The following is a 15,378-nucleotide window of genomic DNA, read 5'->3' as shown; positions in this document are numbered from 1 at the left end:
TTTTTTCTTAAGCGTAACTCTCTTATATTTAAGTATATTCAAGACAGTTACGCTGATTGCAAATATCGCAGTGCAACACTTCTTGTATATAAACTCATATGGTATCATAATAAAAATTAACACTGTGTTTTTTTAGGCCAAATATACATGGGCGATGCTCACGATCTATTTCAATCAGGTTTTCTATCTATCCCATTAGATAACTATCAAGGCGACAAGTCACCAGTGCTTTCGAAAGATGACTTAGAATGGTTGATCACACAACTTTCTCATTTTATAAAGAACGTTCCCAATTCCAGTGATTTAATGCAAAGTAATTTTCACTATTGGCTAACTTATGCACTTCAGTGTGCAGTAAACACATATGATGTGGGAGCCGCGCAACAAATTTGTTCGCTTCTTTATCAATTAGACAATGATGAAGATCAAGATCGTTTAATTTCAATCTTTGAACAGCCCCTTGGTGGAAAATTCGCAGGGCAAACTGTTGCTTATGCGTGGATGGATAATCTCTTCTCTGCAACTTATGACCCTAGGAATACCCCAGCGGTTATAGCTATTAATTATATTTTTAGCCATCTACTAGAGAAAAAAGGAGATATTCTTTCTGATGTTGTCACAAAAAATATAGAAGAAGGTAGTGAAAAAGGAAAAAACGCAATTCTTTTACTCGCTCGTGCTTTTGCAAATGCTGCTGCAGTACCTGGTAATCAGAATACAGCTGAATTAATTGCCGAGCTTTTGAAAGCTTTTATTAAAAAGTCGCCAGTTGCTCTAAGTATGTCTTTAACTCAGGAAATTGCCTATGGTTCTTTTAAAGGTAAAAGCGGTGTCTATGTTTTAGCTTGTGCAATAAAGGACGCTGGAGAAAATAATTCTCAACTAATAAAGCTAATTAGTAATATTCTGCTCGATGTGAATAACATACTTCCTAAAGATCTGATTAATGCTTTATGTAAAGCACATGAACTAGGTCCTCATAAAGGGAAGAATGCCCTGCACATTATTCTTATTTCGCTTGTTTCTGCTGCATACATCAATCAAAACTCAGAAGTTGTAAGTGATTTAATTCGCATAGTGCATCAAGTATGGAAGAGCAATTCAAATGATCAAATTAATTTAGCATTATCGCAAACAATTAATACAGGGGAACACGCTAATTTAAATGGTATTATGATGATAGTGCGTGCCTTGGTTGCTGCAATCGATCATCAACTTCAAATAGCACCAATTACTGATTTTTTAATTGATTATATACATACAGATCCTAAAGAGCTAGGTTCTTCTTTTACGCATTGTGCGCCTGTAAGTACAGTAAGAGATTATACGTTTTCACCTTTAATGCTCTTAATTAATGCACTAAAAAATGCTAAGAGTCCGGACTTGCAAAAAAAACTTCGCAATGTCATCAATGCGTTAGCCGATTCTGAATCAGCGGTTGAAATGTTGCTTTCTTTATCCGGCGATGAGAAATCAATTTTTATTGAAGAGTTAGTTAAAATTTATTCGCTGACCGAAAAACAGGTAAACTGGCTTAGTGAAACTGATAGTGAGCAATTAAAAACAAGTTCCATTTCTTTAGATTCTCGTTTTTTTTTGGAAAAAAATAGCTGGGGTAAAGGCTCGCATTTTTTTCTAGCGTCTTCCGCTCCTCTAGATGAAGAAAAAAAAGAGGTTAAGGATGAAACAGCCCAGTATCAAATGTATGATGAAGGAAGAGCAGATTGTGGTTGTTGTCCTCCTTAAACTCATATCTCTTGTACAAATCATTCCTATTTATTAACTTGCTGCTTATTAGCCTAAAGCATTTCTCTTAGGAATTATAAATATAATTAACGATTGCTTGTATTTTGGTCACAGGTTAAAATACAAGCTCAATGTGGAGTTTTTTTTGTATTTATAATTGATGGTGGTTCATTATGCCCAACCCTTTTTTTGTTTTTTTAAAGAAAAAACATACCGTCCCTAAAGTTACTTCATATAAAGATACTGAACAAACTAAAGAACTTCAATTGCTTGTCGCATCAGGCAATAAAGCTCAATACCGAAAGAGAGAAAAAGATTTTAATGAAGAGGGTTTTAAATTTAGATTGACCAAGGGTGTCGTCTATGAAATTAGGGATGAGGGTGAAGAAATTGAGGTACAAGTAGCAGTTCAGGTTAAAGGATTCACTTTAACTTGGTACTTTTGGGTTCCAGATGGACTGGATCAGTACCCCCAAGAATTTAGAGATAAATTATTTAACGCGGCAGCGAAAGTTCAAAGAGAAAAAGTTGACGGTGGATGCGATTTGTATCTCAGAGGCAGCGATGAGCTTCATGGCAAATTAATGCATCATCTTGCAACAGAATTTTGGCAAAATCATAACCATTATCGATTAAAAGATAATAAGTCGTATACACCAAAAGAATTCAATCAACATATGCGTGGACTTGCCACAACGGAAATTTATCAAGAATTTTTTGAAGAAGGTGAAATTGAAAAACTTTGTGAAGAATTTGCAGAATTTTATAAAAAATGGGTAGCAAAGAAAGGAAGTGAACTTTCACTTGAAGAGCAATACTTTAGTGCCCCCTCACAAAAATTAGACCTAGAGGATGTGATTGAATTAGAACTATTTGCTCATCAACAAGAGCCTTGTCGAATCAACATGTCTGAATTAAAAGTCGATTATGAGGCGGCAAGAAAAGAAATAGAGCGGATTGTTAGAGAGGGCCTAACAACGGAAAGCCTAAGTGCATTATTAGAGAAAGTTGATAGAGAGTATAATGAGCTTGTGGAATTTAGAACGACAGGCGGAAGCAGAGGACTTACTCCTGAAATAACTGAAGTGAGTCAAGTTAAAGGAACACGATATCAAGTTAAATCAGTGGGTGTGGGCCGGGATGATAAACTTAAAAAGGAACTACCCGACGTTCCAAAGTGGGCACATAGTGTTCAAGCCGCTGTAGAAAAAGCAAAGGCATTTATACTTGAAGATGCGAGAAAAAGATTGGCTGTTCCTGAAAAGGGTAAGGTTGATACACCCAGTTTGAGTGCAGTTGACGCAAGTGTAGAGAAAGTAGAAAAATCGAGAGCAGTACCTACTGTACCCACTGAGCCAAAACCAAAAGTAGAACAGTTGACGTTTAGTGGGGTAGATACTTTTCTTGTCGTTTTACAAAAAGAAAATGAAAATGCAAAACAGGTTAAAAATGAGGCATCGACAGTATTAAAAGTTTAAGCGCAGCGCTAATTACATTGAGGAAATAGAAATGGGTAGAATTTTTCAGGAAAAACAGGAGAATGTTAGCCGTGTTATTGGAGATTTTGCTAAAGCCGAAACAAAAATTGATGCTTTGTGTAAAAAAATTGATTTGCTTCAAAATAAACTTTATGAGGTAAAAACAAGGGAGGAGTTTGATGCTGTTGTTCAAGAGTTAATTAAAGAGGGAAAAGAAATCCACCAATTTTTAACTAAACTCCTGATGGGGACTAATCAAGAAATTATATCAAGAGTGATGGTGCATTTGGCTTCTCGTCCTGATTTCAAAAAAATAGAGCTCTTGTTGAATTACACAGAGCATGTAACAAAAAGCATTGTAGCTAAAAATGAATTATTGAGCGTGCAAGATTCATTAGCTGATTTAACTAGTGTCCAAAAAACTTCGTTGTTGCTTTTCATCACGAAACTAAAAGAGCTTAAACTAGTTGCAGAATTTCTTGTGAAACAAGAAGAGGGATTTAAAGAGCGTCTTAAGCAAGCTACTTCACTGGATACTGTTGATATAATAGAAGGTGAAATTGAAAATAAAAATCGATTACTTGATGGTGCTGCAGAGCGATTCATACCTTTTCCGGAAGATGAATTAGTGGCAGGAAAAATAATTAACATCTTGAAAGAAAATACGCATCTTTTGACGATATTGCAATCATTTGATTTGCATGAAACATTAATGAATGACCTACTCAATGCAAGAGCAAGAATAATCACAAATACTGATTTTCCTTCCAGCGCTCTGCCTACACCCTGAATATAAAAATGATTATTAATGCTTGAGAAGAAAGAATGTCGAACTGGCAATGCCAGTTCGAAACTAATGAATTAAGCGATTAAGCAGTCATTGCCTTAACACGAGCTACTAGACGGCTTTTAATACGAGCAGCTTTATTCTTATGAATTAAACCCTTTCCAGCAGCTTTATCAATAACTGGCTGTGCTTTGGTGTAGGCAGCATGAGCGGCTTCTTTATCACCTGATTCAACAGCTTTAATTACATTTTTGATGTAAGTGCGGAACATAGAACGTGCACTGGCGTTGTGTTGACGTAATTTTACGTTTTGACGGGCACGTTTGATCGCTGATTTAATATTTGCCACTTAAAAATCTCCACTCATTCAGACGGTACAAAAAGATGCTGATCATGCACAATGAGTCAGAATTTGTCAATAGACTTCTTTGTTTCTAAAGCATAAATTGATTCTCCCTATTGCGATATGTGCTATTTATATGCATAATCAATTGATCAATATGGAATCAATACCGCTTTAGTAATTAAATTTTAAAGTCCAATACCCTGCATTTGGTTATGAAAGTTAACTCATTTAGGTATATCATAAGGTATTTTATTTCATGCATAAAAATTATGTCAGCCACAGAAACAGAAATTATGGTACCTAAACGACAGAGCTTACTGCGTTCAACGACACTGGTTTCAGTCATGACCTTCATTTCGCGTATAGTCGGTTTTATACGTGATATGGTTCTTGCCAATTTTTTTGGTGCTCAAGCAGGGATGGACGCTTTTTTTGTAGCGTTTCGAATTCCTAATTTTATGCGCCGCCTCTTTGCAGAAGGAGCTTTTGCGCAAGCTTTTGTTCCTGTACTTGCTGAATATCAAAAAGCGCGATCACCAGATGATGTTCGTGTTTTTATTGCACGTATCGCTGGGTATCTGGGTTCAATTCTTAGTGTTGTTACTCTAATTGGGATATTGGCAGCACCTGTGATTATCTTTTTATTTGCCCCTGGTTTTAGTCATGACAGCAGCCGTGCTGTATTGGCAACAGAAATGCTGCGTATTACTTTTCCTTTTTTGATGTTGGTTTCGCTAACAGCCATGGCTGGGGCTGTATTAAATACCTATGGTTATTTTGCAATTCCAGCATTTACACCGGTATTATTAAACATCAGTATGATTCTTGCTGCGATCTATTTATGTCCTCATTTGCCAAGACCAGTAGTGGGTTTGGCTTGGGGAGTTCTGATTGCAGGTATTGTGCAATTGCTTTTTCAAATCCCTTTTTTGCATCAGCGCAATTTATTAGTAAGGCCTAGCCTGGTTAGAAATGATGCCGGGGTTAACAAAGTGCTAAAGCTGATGATCCCTGCTTTGTTTGGTGTTTCTATTGCCCAGCTGAATTTAATGGTTGACAGTATTTTTGCCTCCTTTTTAAAGGTTGGAAGTGTCTCTTGGTTGTATTACACCGATCGTCTCACTGATTTTCCATTAGGGGTTTTTGGTGTGGCGATTGCAACAGTGATTCTTCCTCATTTATCACGAAGGCATGCAGAACAAAGCATGAGCCAATACTCAAGTGCGTTAGATTGGGGATTGCGTACTATTTTGCTTATAGGGGTTCCTGCAGGTTTGGGATTGTGTTTATTTGCTTTACCTCTGATTGCGAGCTGTTTCGCTTATGGTAAATTTACTGCTTACGATGTGATTCAGACTCAAAAAAGCTTAATTACTCTTGGAGCAGGAGTACCTGCTTTTATGATGGTAAAAGTACTGGCTTCAGGTTTTTATGCGCGCCAAGATATCAGTACCCCAGTTAAAGTGGGGGCGATTTCTATGGTGGTTAATACTTTATTATGTTCTGTATTTGTTTGGCACTTCGCTCACGCTGGTTTGACTTTAGCTTCTGCGTTAGCAGGTTATGTTAATTGCGGCACTTTATTATTTTTACTGGTTAAACGAGGGGTATTCAAACCATCACCAGGATGGTTAAAATACAGCATGCAATTGCTCTTAGCGAATGCAGCAATCAGTATTTATTTAATTTTAATGAGTGGTACAGTCAGTTATTGGCTCGGGTTTTCTCCAGTGATGCGCTTAAGTATATTATCTGCCCATGTTCTTGTTGCTGTGGTAATTTACTTATTGGTTTTAGGATTAACTGGTCTCAGACCATCTCATTTTCGTGGCCAAGTGAAGGAATAAAAGAATGCAAGCAAAGTTATTTTATGACACTCAGAGTGATAGAGCGATTCCTCTTTATATGATTTCACAAGATCAGTGGGAAGAAGGGATCAACATGTTTACTTCTGCAGAACAAAATTCTCTTGCTGTGCATCAATTCAAAGGAAAAATGGGCGATTCATGTTTTATCCAGAATGCAGATGGATTAATTGATAAAGCCTATATTGGTACAGGTGATGGAAATGAGGTTCAGGCTTTAGCAAATGCAGCACTAGTACTTCCACCTAATGTATATCAGGTACAAGGCAGATGTACTCAAGAAGCCGCAATGAGTTGGGCTTTGGCACAATATCGCTTTGAGGTATATAAAAAGCAAGAGGTACAACCTCGTGTTTTAGTTGTCCATCCAGATGATTGGAATGCACTTTTGGCATTAACCCAAGCTCAATTTTTAGTAAGGGATTTGGTAAATAAACCGACCAGTGATTTAGGCCCAAAAGAATTAGCTGAAGTGGTGGAGCAATTAGCAAAAACATATAATGGGCAATTTAGACAATGGGTCGGTGATGAATTACTGAACGATAATTTTCCAGCAATCCATGCCGTTGGGCGTGCTTCCAAATCAGCACCTCGCTTGTTGTCATTAACTTGGGGGGATGAGAAAAACCCTCGTATTACACTTGTAGGAAAAGGAGTTTGTTTTGACAGCGGAGGCCTGGATATTAAATCTGCTTCTGGCATGCGTTTCATGAAAAAAGACATGGGGGGGGCAGCACATGTAATTGGCCTTGCACAATGGATTATGACACGTAACTTACCGGTGCGCTTGCAAATGCTTATTCCTGCTGTAGAAAACTCTATAGGGCCTGATGCATTTAGACCTGGTGATGTCTTAACAATGCGTAATGGCTTAACTGTAGAGATTCATAATACAGATGCAGAAGGACGTTTAGTTTTGGCTGATGCTTTAGTAAAAGCATGTGAAGAACAGCCCGAGTTACTGATCGATTTTGCTACGTTAACAGGAGCTGCCAGGGTTTCAGTCGGTACGGAAATTGCTGCCCTATTTACCAATAATGATCAATTGGCTGTAGAAGTAGCTGCAGCATCTCACCAAGCAGTTGATCCTGTCTGGCGCTTGCCTTTATTTGCTGCATACGAAGAGTTACTTCGCTCCAATGTGGCTGATTTAGTTAACTCCAGTGATCATCCATATGCTGGGGCTATTGTTGCTGGATTATTTCTTCAACGCTTCGTGACAAAATCCATACCATGGATGCATTTTGATATCATGGCATGGAACTTAGGTAGCAAACCTGGTAAACCAGAAGGTGGTGAGGCGATGGGATTACGTGCGGTTGCAGAATATTTGTTACGAGTGTATAGCTAATGTAGTATTTTAAAAATCCTAGTTGCAAGCAACCAGGCTTCAGTCAGTGTAAAAAGGAGATTTTATGTTGGTGACGTTTCATACAGATGCTTATGAAGATATTATGTATTTTGCAGATGTGGCTAAACGCCTGCTTTCTTTAATGGGACATAGTGGTACTATTCCAGGAGCGATTAAAGCAGAAAACATACCAGAAGCTTTGGAAAAGTTACAGTCTGCTCTTAGCAAAGAAAAAAAAGGTGCTGAGGACGATGAGGAAAATGAACCAGTTATAAGCTTAGCAAAGCGTGCTATTCCTTTAATAAGCTTATTACAAGCTGCAATAAAAAAAGATAAGGATGTTCTCTGGGATTAAATGCGTTCCTCCGTAGTTTTGTAGCCTGGGTGCAGCGAAGCGAAACCCGGGATAAAGACGTTCAGCCATGCTCAGAAACCCGGGTTTCGCTTCGCTACACCCAGGCTACAATTTGTTTTTGCTGACTATTTCAATCAATCTGATGTGTATGCAATTCGCAACCTTTTGCTCTATAGTCTCTATAATGCGCGCGACTTTGTTCTTTATCCGCTTCTACGTTGATTACGACTTCCATAATACGTTTAAATTTAGGGTAAAAATCCGGGACATAACTCGTAAGATTCAATAAAATATCATTAAACCCCCTTGGTTCACGTTCATAACCAATTTGTATTGGAGGTGGTGGCTCAGGTCCTTCACCTTGTAAGTTATGTGGAATAAAACTGTCTTCTTTGAACGTCCATAACAGCTCATCTAGTAACTCAGCATCGTGTTTGTTATTGCATAAGACATAAACTTTATGTCCTTTAGCATATGCTTTTTCCAAAAGACGGCAAGCGAGCAGCCAACGAGCATCGTTCTGGTCGCTCGCTAATAAATAAAAATCAACGCGAATTGATGGCATGGCGTATTATCTGAGTTAATAAGGGAACAGGTCTGCCTGTAGCATTACGATTTTTACCAAAAACCCAAGCTGTACCTGCAATGTCCAAATGGGCCCACCTATATTTTTCCGTAAAGCGGGACAGGAAACATGCGGCGGTAATACTGCTCGCAGTACGATCAAAATTCGCATTGATCATATCTGCTAACGGACTATCAAGTGCATCTTGATAGTCATCATCCAAAGGCATACGCCAGACACGATCATTACTTTCTTGAGCGGCATTTTCGATTAGCTGAGCTAACTCTTCATCTTGGGTCATAAAGCCGGAGGCTACTGTCCCTAGAGCAACAATGATGCCTCCGGTAAGGGTTGCAACATCGATGACAAATTCGGGTTGATATCGCTCAGCATAGGTAAGTGCATCAGCTAATACCAGACGACCCTCGGCATCAGTATTAATAATTTCAACGGTTTGTCCAGACATACTGGTGACAATATCACCTGATTTGACGGCAGTACCGCTTACCATATTTTCAGCACTGGCAATCAACCCGATTACATTAATGGGCAGCTTCAGCATAGCGCATGCTTTTAAAGTACCTAATACACTGGCCGCGCCTGACATATCATATTTCATTTCATCCATAGCATTGGCAGGCTTGATAGATAATCCACCCGAATCAAAAGTAATTCCTTTGCCAACCAGTATGATTGGGGGAGCATCTTCAGCGCCTTTGTAATGTATGTCTATCAGTCTTGGTGGCTGGACTGAACCTTGAGCAACTGCCAATAAAGTTTCCATGCCCATTTGGCGCATTTCTTCTGGCCCCATCACTTTACAATTCATGCTTTGAGGGAATTCTTTAGCTAACTGCGTTGCTTGCTCGCCTAAATAAGTGGGGGTACAAATATTGGCCGGCATGTTCGCTAGATTACGAGTCAATTTAACGCCCGCTGCAATTGCTTGTCCTAATTTTAAACCCTCACTATGTGCATTGGGTAAATAAAATGCGACGGATTCTAATTGATGGGCCTTTGCTTTTTTCTTTTTAAAATCCAGTAATTGATATCGTTGATTATCCATTTGAATAATCATTTGTTCCAATTGCCAGTCTGCGGAATGTTGTGTTATTTGAGGCAGACATACTGTTGCACTACGAATGCGGTGCTTGATAAGTGCTACCGTAATCTCAGTGATCCTTTTTTTTAGTTGGGAAGGACTGAATTTTGCTTGCTCGCCACATTGAATGATTAATAAGGTTCCATGCAGATCATGATGCCATTGTATATCGCCAGCTTCAGATGTTTTCTCAATGAGTTTGCTGATTAGACCTTGGTTTTTCTTATCTAAGGCCAGAGCAAAATCAGATAATTTCGCATCAGAAAATACTCCAAGTACAAGACACTCACTGGTCGATAACGAGGGTTTCTGTGTTAATTCATAATTCATTTTTTATGATCCTAATGCCTCGTGTAGCCTGGGTGAAGCGTAGCGTAACCCGGGAATTTTAGTTCAATTAAAACCGGGTTGCGCTGCGCTTCACCCAGGCTACATTTTTACTTGTAGTTTACCTAAACTAAGTTTGGTTTTAAACAGGCATTTTACAATCTGTTAATGGTTTTTTAGGTACAACGACTTGAACGTTAATGCCTTTAATTGTTGGGCTACTTTGTGCCTTTTCAAGATATTCAATTAATGGAACATCAACTACTTTGCCATATTCAGACGAAGCTTGTCGAAAATACAATTTCCCCTTATTCTTAATTGCAAAACCTAAATGGGAAACATTTAATGCAGTGCCAATTTTTTGGCTTAGGTCCCAGTTTGGTCTAACAATTTCAATGATTGCTCCATGAGGAATTTGCGCAAATAAATACATATCGGGTTTATTTTTTTCGGGAAATAATGCAGTAAAGGGAATGTAAGGAACTTTTTCTGTAGTGACCTCTAGTTTAGCGCCTTTCTTTTTTAACTCGCCAAGTCGTTCTTCCTCTTTTATTTTATCGGCATTTTCTAGTCTAATTGTTCCGACAGTTTTATAAGCATACCAATTAGGTTTATTAATAACAGCATCGGCAATTTGAGCTACTGGTTTATTATTTTTATCTTTAATAGTTAATGTAATATCTTTAAGTATTCCATTGTATTGATTGTTTTGATTCCAATCTAAGCCTTGGAAATGATTTCGTTGTAGATAAGAAACAATACCGTTTTTATAACGCATATTTTTTATGCATTGTTGGAACGAGGGAAGCGAGTTTGACAAAGCTAAAGACAGAACCGTATTAACATAAGTATCACAATCGAATGCATCAACACGGTATTGGGGAAATTGATCGTATCGGGCTTTGGGGCCTTCTCCTAATGACCCGAGAAGATAAGGGATACCTAAAAATTGGCTACTAAACCAATCTATTCTATCTGGCATGGAATTATTCGGCATGCTGCTTAGTCTATGGTATAGTTCTTCTATTGAGGAATTAGCCTGTTTTTCAGTAGTATTTGAGTCAAAAGCATAACTTGAAAAAGATATGAGGAAACAGGTTATACAGATCAGATGTTTTAAGGGAGTCAGGGTGTACTTCATCAGTTTTTTCTATCTAAAGCCAAATAATGACTACATCTTAACCTGTTCTGAAGTATGGAGGCAAGAATGCTTAATTTAATCTGGTTAGGGATGATACTGATTTCTGTCATAGTTGGCGTGATTGAAGGGCGTATCGATGAAGTTGCTCGTGCTGTTACTGAGTCAGCCAAGCTTGGCTTTGAAATTGCTCTTGGTTTAGCTGGAATCATGTCCTTATGGCTAGGAATTATGTCCATAGCGAACGAATCAGGATTGGTTACTTTATTGGGAAAACTACTCAGACCGATTTTAAGACGATTGTTTCCTGATATTCCTGTTGAGCACCCTGCAATGGGGGCTATGACTATGAATATCGCTGCGAATATGCTGGGGCTTGCCAATGCAGCAACTCCATTTGGATTACAAGCGATGAAAGAGTTACAAACACTGAATCAGCATGCAAAAATTGCAACCAATTCTATGTGTACTTTTCTGGCAATTAATACCTCGAGTGTACAATTAATTCCTGCTACCGCGATTGCTTATTTGGCGGCAAATGGGAGCACTAATCCAAGTAGTGTGATAGTTAGTTCTTTGATTGCCACAATCATTTCTACTTTAGTTGCCATTATTTCCGTAAAACAATTAGCAAAATTACCCATATTTCGTGTTGGAAGGAAAGACAGCCTATGAGTGGATTCGCGAATCAATTATCCAATTGGATGCTTTTAGTTTTTATTGTGGGTATTCCTTTATATGCTGCGGTAGTAAAAAAAATTAATGTTTTTGATGCATTTATTGTTGGAGCCAAACAAGGTTTTGATACGATTTTGAGTATTGTTCCCTACTTAATCGCAATGATAGTGGCTATAGGCATGCTGCGCGCTTCAGGTTTTTTTAGTCTAATAGCAAATTTGCTTGCTCCTCTTTTAGCGATGATTGGTATGCCTCCAGAAGTATTACCATTAGCTTTAATCCGGCCTTTTTCAGGAAGTGCTTCAACGGGAATGATGGCAGAATTGATTCATCAATATGGTGGAGATTCAATCATTTCAAAAATTGCGGCAACGATGATGGGAAGCACAGAAACAACATTTTATGTAATTGCTGTTTATTTTGGTTCGATAGGAATTCGAAGAACACGACATGCTATTCCAGCAGGCTTATTAGCAGATCTGGCCGGAATTATTGCATCCGTGATTGTTTGTCGTTATTTATTCGGGTGATGCTTCGACAGAGCGGGGTAGCCTGGGTGAAGGTTCGTAGGACCGAAGCCCGGGTTCCACTTAGTTTCACCCAGGCTACAAATTATGAACATTTACAGATAAATGCTTTTCAACGATTGCAATCATTCGTTTTTATTGAGTTAAAGATTATCCAACTTTTGTCTTTTTCTTGCCTTTACTTTTACCTTTACTGGCGTAATTTGTTTTTTCAAGTGATTTCAAGTGGGCAAACACATTACGTACTTTCGCTTTAAATTGGGCTAATTCTCGTGCAGGAACAGGAGAGGCCGTAGGCAGATATGTTGTTGTTGGATTTCTTGGTTGATTATGAACATGAAGCTCATAATGACAATGAGGTCCTGTTGCAAGACCTGTTTGACCTACGTAGCCAATCACTTGACCTCGTTTAATTCTGCTGCCTTTGGACAGACCTTTTGCAAATCGAAGCATGTGTCCATAAAGCGTACTGTAGGTTTTATCGTGTTTGACTTCAATCATGTTTCCATAACCATTGTGTCTACCAATATTAGTAATGGTTCCGTCACCGACTGATTGAATTGGTGTTCCAATTGGGGCTGCGAGATCAATCCCTTTATGTGCTCTTTTATAGTGCAATATTGGGTGATATCTTGTAGAAGTAAAGGTTGAGCTTATATGACTGAACTTAATAGGATAGCGTGAAAAGGCTTTCTTAAAACTTTCGCCTTTAGGAGTATAGTAATCACGGTTACCATTTCTACTAATATGTCGTACTGCCTGAGCAGTCTTGCCCTGATTCGTGTAACTTACAGCAACAATATCACCAATTCCTACCATTTTGTTTTCTACATAAAAGCTGTCATAGGCAATGGAAAATCGGTCACCACTACGAACAGAACGTGAGAAATCTATATCTTTTCGTAAAATCGTAGTCATTTGCTGAATTAATTTCCTAGGGATTCCTAAGCGTTGCGCTGTAGTATATAAAGATCCTGTGACCACCCCTGTGACATAACGTTCTTGGGTTTTTACTTTTTTGGAATCTACTTTCGTTTTATAAACTGCTCCATCCCTGTAAACTGTCAGCGTTTGTATGTTATTCATTGGGATAACTAATTTTTCTAACTTATTTTTACTAATTAAAAATTTGAGTTCCTGGCTTGGTTTTATTGCGGTAAGCGCTTTTGCATAAGGATTTTTTTGCATCACTAGATGTAAGTTTTGGGCAGTTAATCCAAGGCGTTTAAATATGGTTGCCATAGAGTCACCTGATCTGGGCCTAATGGTTTGCCATTCATTGTCTTTGACAATTTTTTTGACAGGCTTAACTGTTTTAACAACGTTATCGACGACCGTTTTAGCTGTGTCCTTGGCAAGTTCAGGCTTAGACGCTTCAGTTATCTCTTCTTCTACATTTTGATAGGCGTTTTCTTGATATGTTTCATCTTGGTATTCTTCTGATACATCACCATCAGGATCAGGTAAGGCAATGGATTGAGTTGTAGGTCCTTGATGTGGGTTATGTGAAAATTTTTTTACAAGAAAATAGGGGAGTGAAAAAGCAATAATTAAGGTAAAACCCATTAATACCTTAGATGGCTTAGATTTTTTATTATTATTCGTTTTTCTTTTTTCGATATATATATAAGGTTTCTTATCCATCGTTTGCCTATACATTGCCATCCGGAACTATGCTATTGTCTGCACTTATTTAAATTTTCGGGTGACAAATTATTTTTAAATCACCTTTTTTAGGTATGGCAGGAAATTGCCAACCGGGCTAAGATACTCGGTGTGAGAAGATAGGTCAATCATTTATAAAGGTTTTGATGTCATGATAGTTGAAGATTCAGTATGTTCCGAACTAATAAGAGGCTGCGAGGAAGTACTTCCGCAGCATGAATTGGAAAAAAAACTACAAAAAGGAACTAGCTTAAAAATAAAAGCAGGTTTTGATCCAACTGCACCTGATTTGCATTTAGGACATACTGTATTACTTAATAAACTAAGGCAATTCCAGCAATACGGTCATGAGGTCATTTTTTTAATCGGTGATTTTACAGCGATGATCGGCGATCCAACAGGAAAGAACGTCACCCGTCTGCCTCTTAGTCAAGAAACCGTTCTTGAAAATGCAAAAACATATCAAGAGCAAGTTTTTAAAATTTTAGATCCGCTCAAAACAAGAGTTGCATTTAATTCCCAATGGCTTGGCCAGTTTAGTGCAGTAGACTTAATCCGTTTAGCTGCGACACACACGGTTGCTCGTATGCTAGAACGAGATGATTTTAACAAACGCTATACTACAGGGCAGCCAATCGCGATTCATGAGTTCTTGTATCCTTTACTTCAGGGTTATGATTCAGTCGCACTCAAAGCGGATGTTGAGTTGGGAGGTTCGGATCAGAAATTTAATTTATTAATGGGACGTGAATTACAAAAACATTATGGTCTTGAACCGCAAGTAGTGATGATGACTCCATTAATTGAGGGCTTAGATGGTGTGAAAAAAATGTCTAAGTCACTTGATAACTATATTGGTATTAATGAACCTGCTGTCGATATGTTTGGTAAAATTATGTCCATATCTGATGAACTTATGTGGCGATACATTGATTTGCTTAGTTTTAAAACAGGAAAAGAAATAAAGAACTTAAAGAATTCTGTAGCTCAAGGCGTGAATCCTAGAGACATAAAAATTGATTTCGCTAAAGAAATTGTGACGCGTTTTCATGATCAAACACAAGCGGAGCGTGCTCATAAAGAATTTATAGAACGCTTTCAGAAAGGAGCTATTCCAGAAGATCTGGAGGAACAAACCATATCAATGCAAGAACAACTGTCCTTGGCCCAAATATTAAAGCAAATGAATTTAACTCAGAGCACCTCAGAAGCAATTCGCTTGGTGAAGCAAGGCGCAGTTAAAGTAAATGGTGATAAAGTCGAAGATGCAACCCTTGTATTAACTGCGGGCCAGACCTATATAATACAAGTTGGCAAACGTAGAATTGCCAAACTGCATTTGCAATAAACAGAGTGTCATCATTTTTTTAAAAAAAATGAAAAAAGTGTTTGACATAGGGAGTGAAATCAGTAGAATACGCAGCACGCCTACGGGGCGGGATCATTAA

14 protein-coding genes are annotated in these 15,378 nt (G+C 38.2%); 9 read left to right on the top strand and 5 right to left on the bottom strand.

The window, feature by feature from the left end:
- Positions 1-147: 147 nt before the first annotated feature.
- From Lstg_RS11880 to Lstg_RS11870, 3 genes are all read left to right on the top strand, one after another.
- On the top strand, positions 148-1,746 hold the full coding sequence (locus tag Lstg_RS11880; RefSeq protein WP_058477903.1) for a hypothetical protein: 1,599 nt from the start codon (positions 148-150) through the stop codon (positions 1,744-1,746).
- A 173-nt stretch (positions 1,747-1,919) separates the two neighbouring features.
- Positions 1,920-3,224 (top strand): hypothetical protein, encoded by a 1,305-nt coding sequence (locus tag Lstg_RS11875; protein WP_058477902.1) that lies wholly within the window; start codon positions 1,920-1,922, stop codon positions 3,222-3,224.
- 31 nt (positions 3,225-3,255) lie between these two features.
- Complete coding sequence (locus Lstg_RS11870; protein WP_058477901.1) at positions 3,256-4,014, top strand: hypothetical protein; 759 nt, start codon at positions 3,256-3,258, stop codon at positions 4,012-4,014.
- A 79-nt stretch (positions 4,015-4,093) separates the two neighbouring features.
- Here Lstg_RS11870 and rpsT read toward each other — a convergent pair whose 3' ends face one another.
- Entirely contained in the window at positions 4,094-4,360 is a 267-nt protein-coding gene (rpsT, locus tag Lstg_RS11865) for a 30S ribosomal protein S20 (RefSeq protein ID WP_058477900.1), read from the bottom strand.
- Positions 4,361-4,626: 266 nt separating this feature from the next.
- Between rpsT and murJ the strand changes: the two genes are divergently transcribed.
- The 3 genes from murJ (at position 4,627) to Lstg_RS11850 (ending at position 7,928) form a co-directional block, all read left to right on the top strand.
- The gene (gene murJ, locus Lstg_RS11860) at positions 4,627-6,204 is read left to right on the top strand and encodes a murein biosynthesis integral membrane protein MurJ (protein ID WP_058477899.1); all 1,578 of its coding nucleotides are present in this window, start codon (positions 4,627-4,629) and stop codon (positions 6,202-6,204) included.
- Between the two features lie 4 nt (positions 6,205-6,208).
- Positions 6,209-7,573 (top strand): leucyl aminopeptidase family protein, encoded by a 1,365-nt coding sequence (locus Lstg_RS11855; RefSeq protein ID WP_058477898.1) that lies wholly within the window; start codon positions 6,209-6,211, stop codon positions 7,571-7,573.
- 64 nt (positions 7,574-7,637) lie between these two features.
- Positions 7,638-7,928 carry a DUF1840 domain-containing protein gene (locus Lstg_RS11850; protein ID WP_058477897.1) on the top strand — a complete coding sequence of 97 codons (291 nt, stop codon included), beginning with the start codon at positions 7,638-7,640 and terminating at the stop codon, positions 7,926-7,928.
- 130 nt (positions 7,929-8,058) lie between these two features.
- On the opposite strand, the gene Lstg_RS11845 is transcribed toward Lstg_RS11850, so the two are convergent.
- From Lstg_RS11845 to Lstg_RS11835, 3 genes are all read right to left on the bottom strand, one after another.
- A complete protein-coding gene (locus tag Lstg_RS11845) occupies positions 8,059-8,493 on the bottom strand; it encodes a DNA polymerase III subunit chi (protein ID WP_058477896.1) in 435 nt (144 codons plus the stop codon).
- The gene (locus Lstg_RS11840; protein WP_058477895.1) at positions 8,474-9,925 is read right to left on the bottom strand and encodes a leucyl aminopeptidase; all 1,452 of its coding nucleotides are present in this window, start codon (positions 9,923-9,925) and stop codon (positions 8,474-8,476) included. Before Lstg_RS11840 ends, Lstg_RS11845 begins: the two co-directional genes overlap by 20 nt.
- Positions 9,926-10,064: 139 nt before the next feature.
- Entirely contained in the window at positions 10,065-11,063 is a 999-nt protein-coding gene (locus tag Lstg_RS11835) for an N-acetylmuramoyl-L-alanine amidase-like domain-containing protein (protein ID WP_058477894.1), read from the bottom strand.
- 66 nt (positions 11,064-11,129) lie between these two features.
- Here Lstg_RS11835 and Lstg_RS11830 point away from each other — a divergent pair, with 66 nt between their 5' ends.
- Entirely contained in the window at positions 11,130-11,735 is a 606-nt protein-coding gene (locus tag Lstg_RS11830) for a nucleoside recognition domain-containing protein (protein ID WP_058477893.1), read from the top strand.
- Entirely contained in the window at positions 11,732-12,268 is a 537-nt protein-coding gene (locus tag Lstg_RS11825; protein ID WP_058477892.1) for a spore maturation protein, read from the top strand. Before Lstg_RS11830 ends, Lstg_RS11825 begins: the two co-directional genes overlap by 4 nt.
- A 147-nt stretch (positions 12,269-12,415) precedes the next feature.
- On the opposite strand, the gene Lstg_RS11820 is transcribed toward Lstg_RS11825, so the two are convergent.
- A complete protein-coding gene (locus Lstg_RS11820) occupies positions 12,416-13,909 on the bottom strand; it encodes a M23 family metallopeptidase (RefSeq protein WP_058477891.1) in 1,494 nt (497 codons plus the stop codon).
- Between the two features lie 172 nt (positions 13,910-14,081).
- Here Lstg_RS11820 and tyrS point away from each other — a divergent pair, with 172 nt between their 5' ends.
- Positions 14,082-15,278: a tyrosine--tRNA ligase gene (gene tyrS, locus Lstg_RS11815; RefSeq protein WP_058477890.1), complete on the top strand. Its 1,197-nt coding sequence runs from the start codon at positions 14,082-14,084 to the stop codon at positions 15,276-15,278.
- Positions 15,279-15,378: the final 100 nt, after the last annotated feature.

The sequence above is a fragment of the Legionella steigerwaltii genome, from assembly GCF_001468065.1.
Taxonomy (GTDB): domain Bacteria; phylum Pseudomonadota; class Gammaproteobacteria; order Legionellales; family Legionellaceae; genus Legionella; species Legionella steigerwaltii.
The sequence above is the reverse complement of the archived record's forward strand: the minus strand, read 5'-3'. Positions and strand labels throughout refer to the sequence as shown.

Excerpts from the sequence above, each read along its gene's own strand:
- Lstg_RS11870 (WP_058477901.1), top strand. The coding sequence starts at position 3,256 with ATGGGTAGAATTTTTCAGGAAAAACAGGAGAATGTTAGCCGTGTTATT.
- Lstg_RS11875 (WP_058477902.1), top strand. The coding sequence starts at position 1,920 with ATGCCCAACCCTTTTTTTGTTTTTTTAAAGAAAAAACATACCGTCCCT.
- Lstg_RS11835 (WP_058477894.1), bottom strand. The coding sequence starts at position 11,063 with ATGAAGTACACCCTGACTCCCTTAAAACATCTGATCTGTATAACCTGT.
- Lstg_RS11845 (WP_058477896.1), bottom strand. The coding sequence starts at position 8,493 with ATGCCATCAATTCGCGTTGATTTTTATTTATTAGCGAGCGACCAGAAC.
- Lstg_RS11880 (WP_058477903.1), top strand. The coding sequence starts at position 148 with ATGGGCGATGCTCACGATCTATTTCAATCAGGTTTTCTATCTATCCCA.
- Lstg_RS11850 (WP_058477897.1), top strand. The coding sequence starts at position 7,638 with ATGTTGGTGACGTTTCATACAGATGCTTATGAAGATATTATGTATTTT.
- Lstg_RS11855 (WP_058477898.1), top strand. The coding sequence starts at position 6,209 with ATGCAAGCAAAGTTATTTTATGACACTCAGAGTGATAGAGCGATTCCT.
- tyrS (WP_058477890.1), top strand. The coding sequence starts at position 14,082 with ATGATAGTTGAAGATTCAGTATGTTCCGAACTAATAAGAGGCTGCGAG.
- murJ (WP_058477899.1), top strand. The coding sequence starts at position 4,627 with ATGTCAGCCACAGAAACAGAAATTATGGTACCTAAACGACAGAGCTTA.
- Lstg_RS11830 (WP_058477893.1), top strand. The coding sequence starts at position 11,130 with ATGCTTAATTTAATCTGGTTAGGGATGATACTGATTTCTGTCATAGTT.
- Lstg_RS11840 (WP_058477895.1), bottom strand. The coding sequence starts at position 9,925 with ATGAATTATGAATTAACACAGAAACCCTCGTTATCGACCAGTGAGTGT.
- Lstg_RS11820 (WP_058477891.1), bottom strand. The coding sequence starts at position 13,909 with ATGGATAAGAAACCTTATATATATATCGAAAAAAGAAAAACGAATAAT.
- Lstg_RS11825 (WP_058477892.1), top strand. The coding sequence starts at position 11,732 with ATGAGTGGATTCGCGAATCAATTATCCAATTGGATGCTTTTAGTTTTT.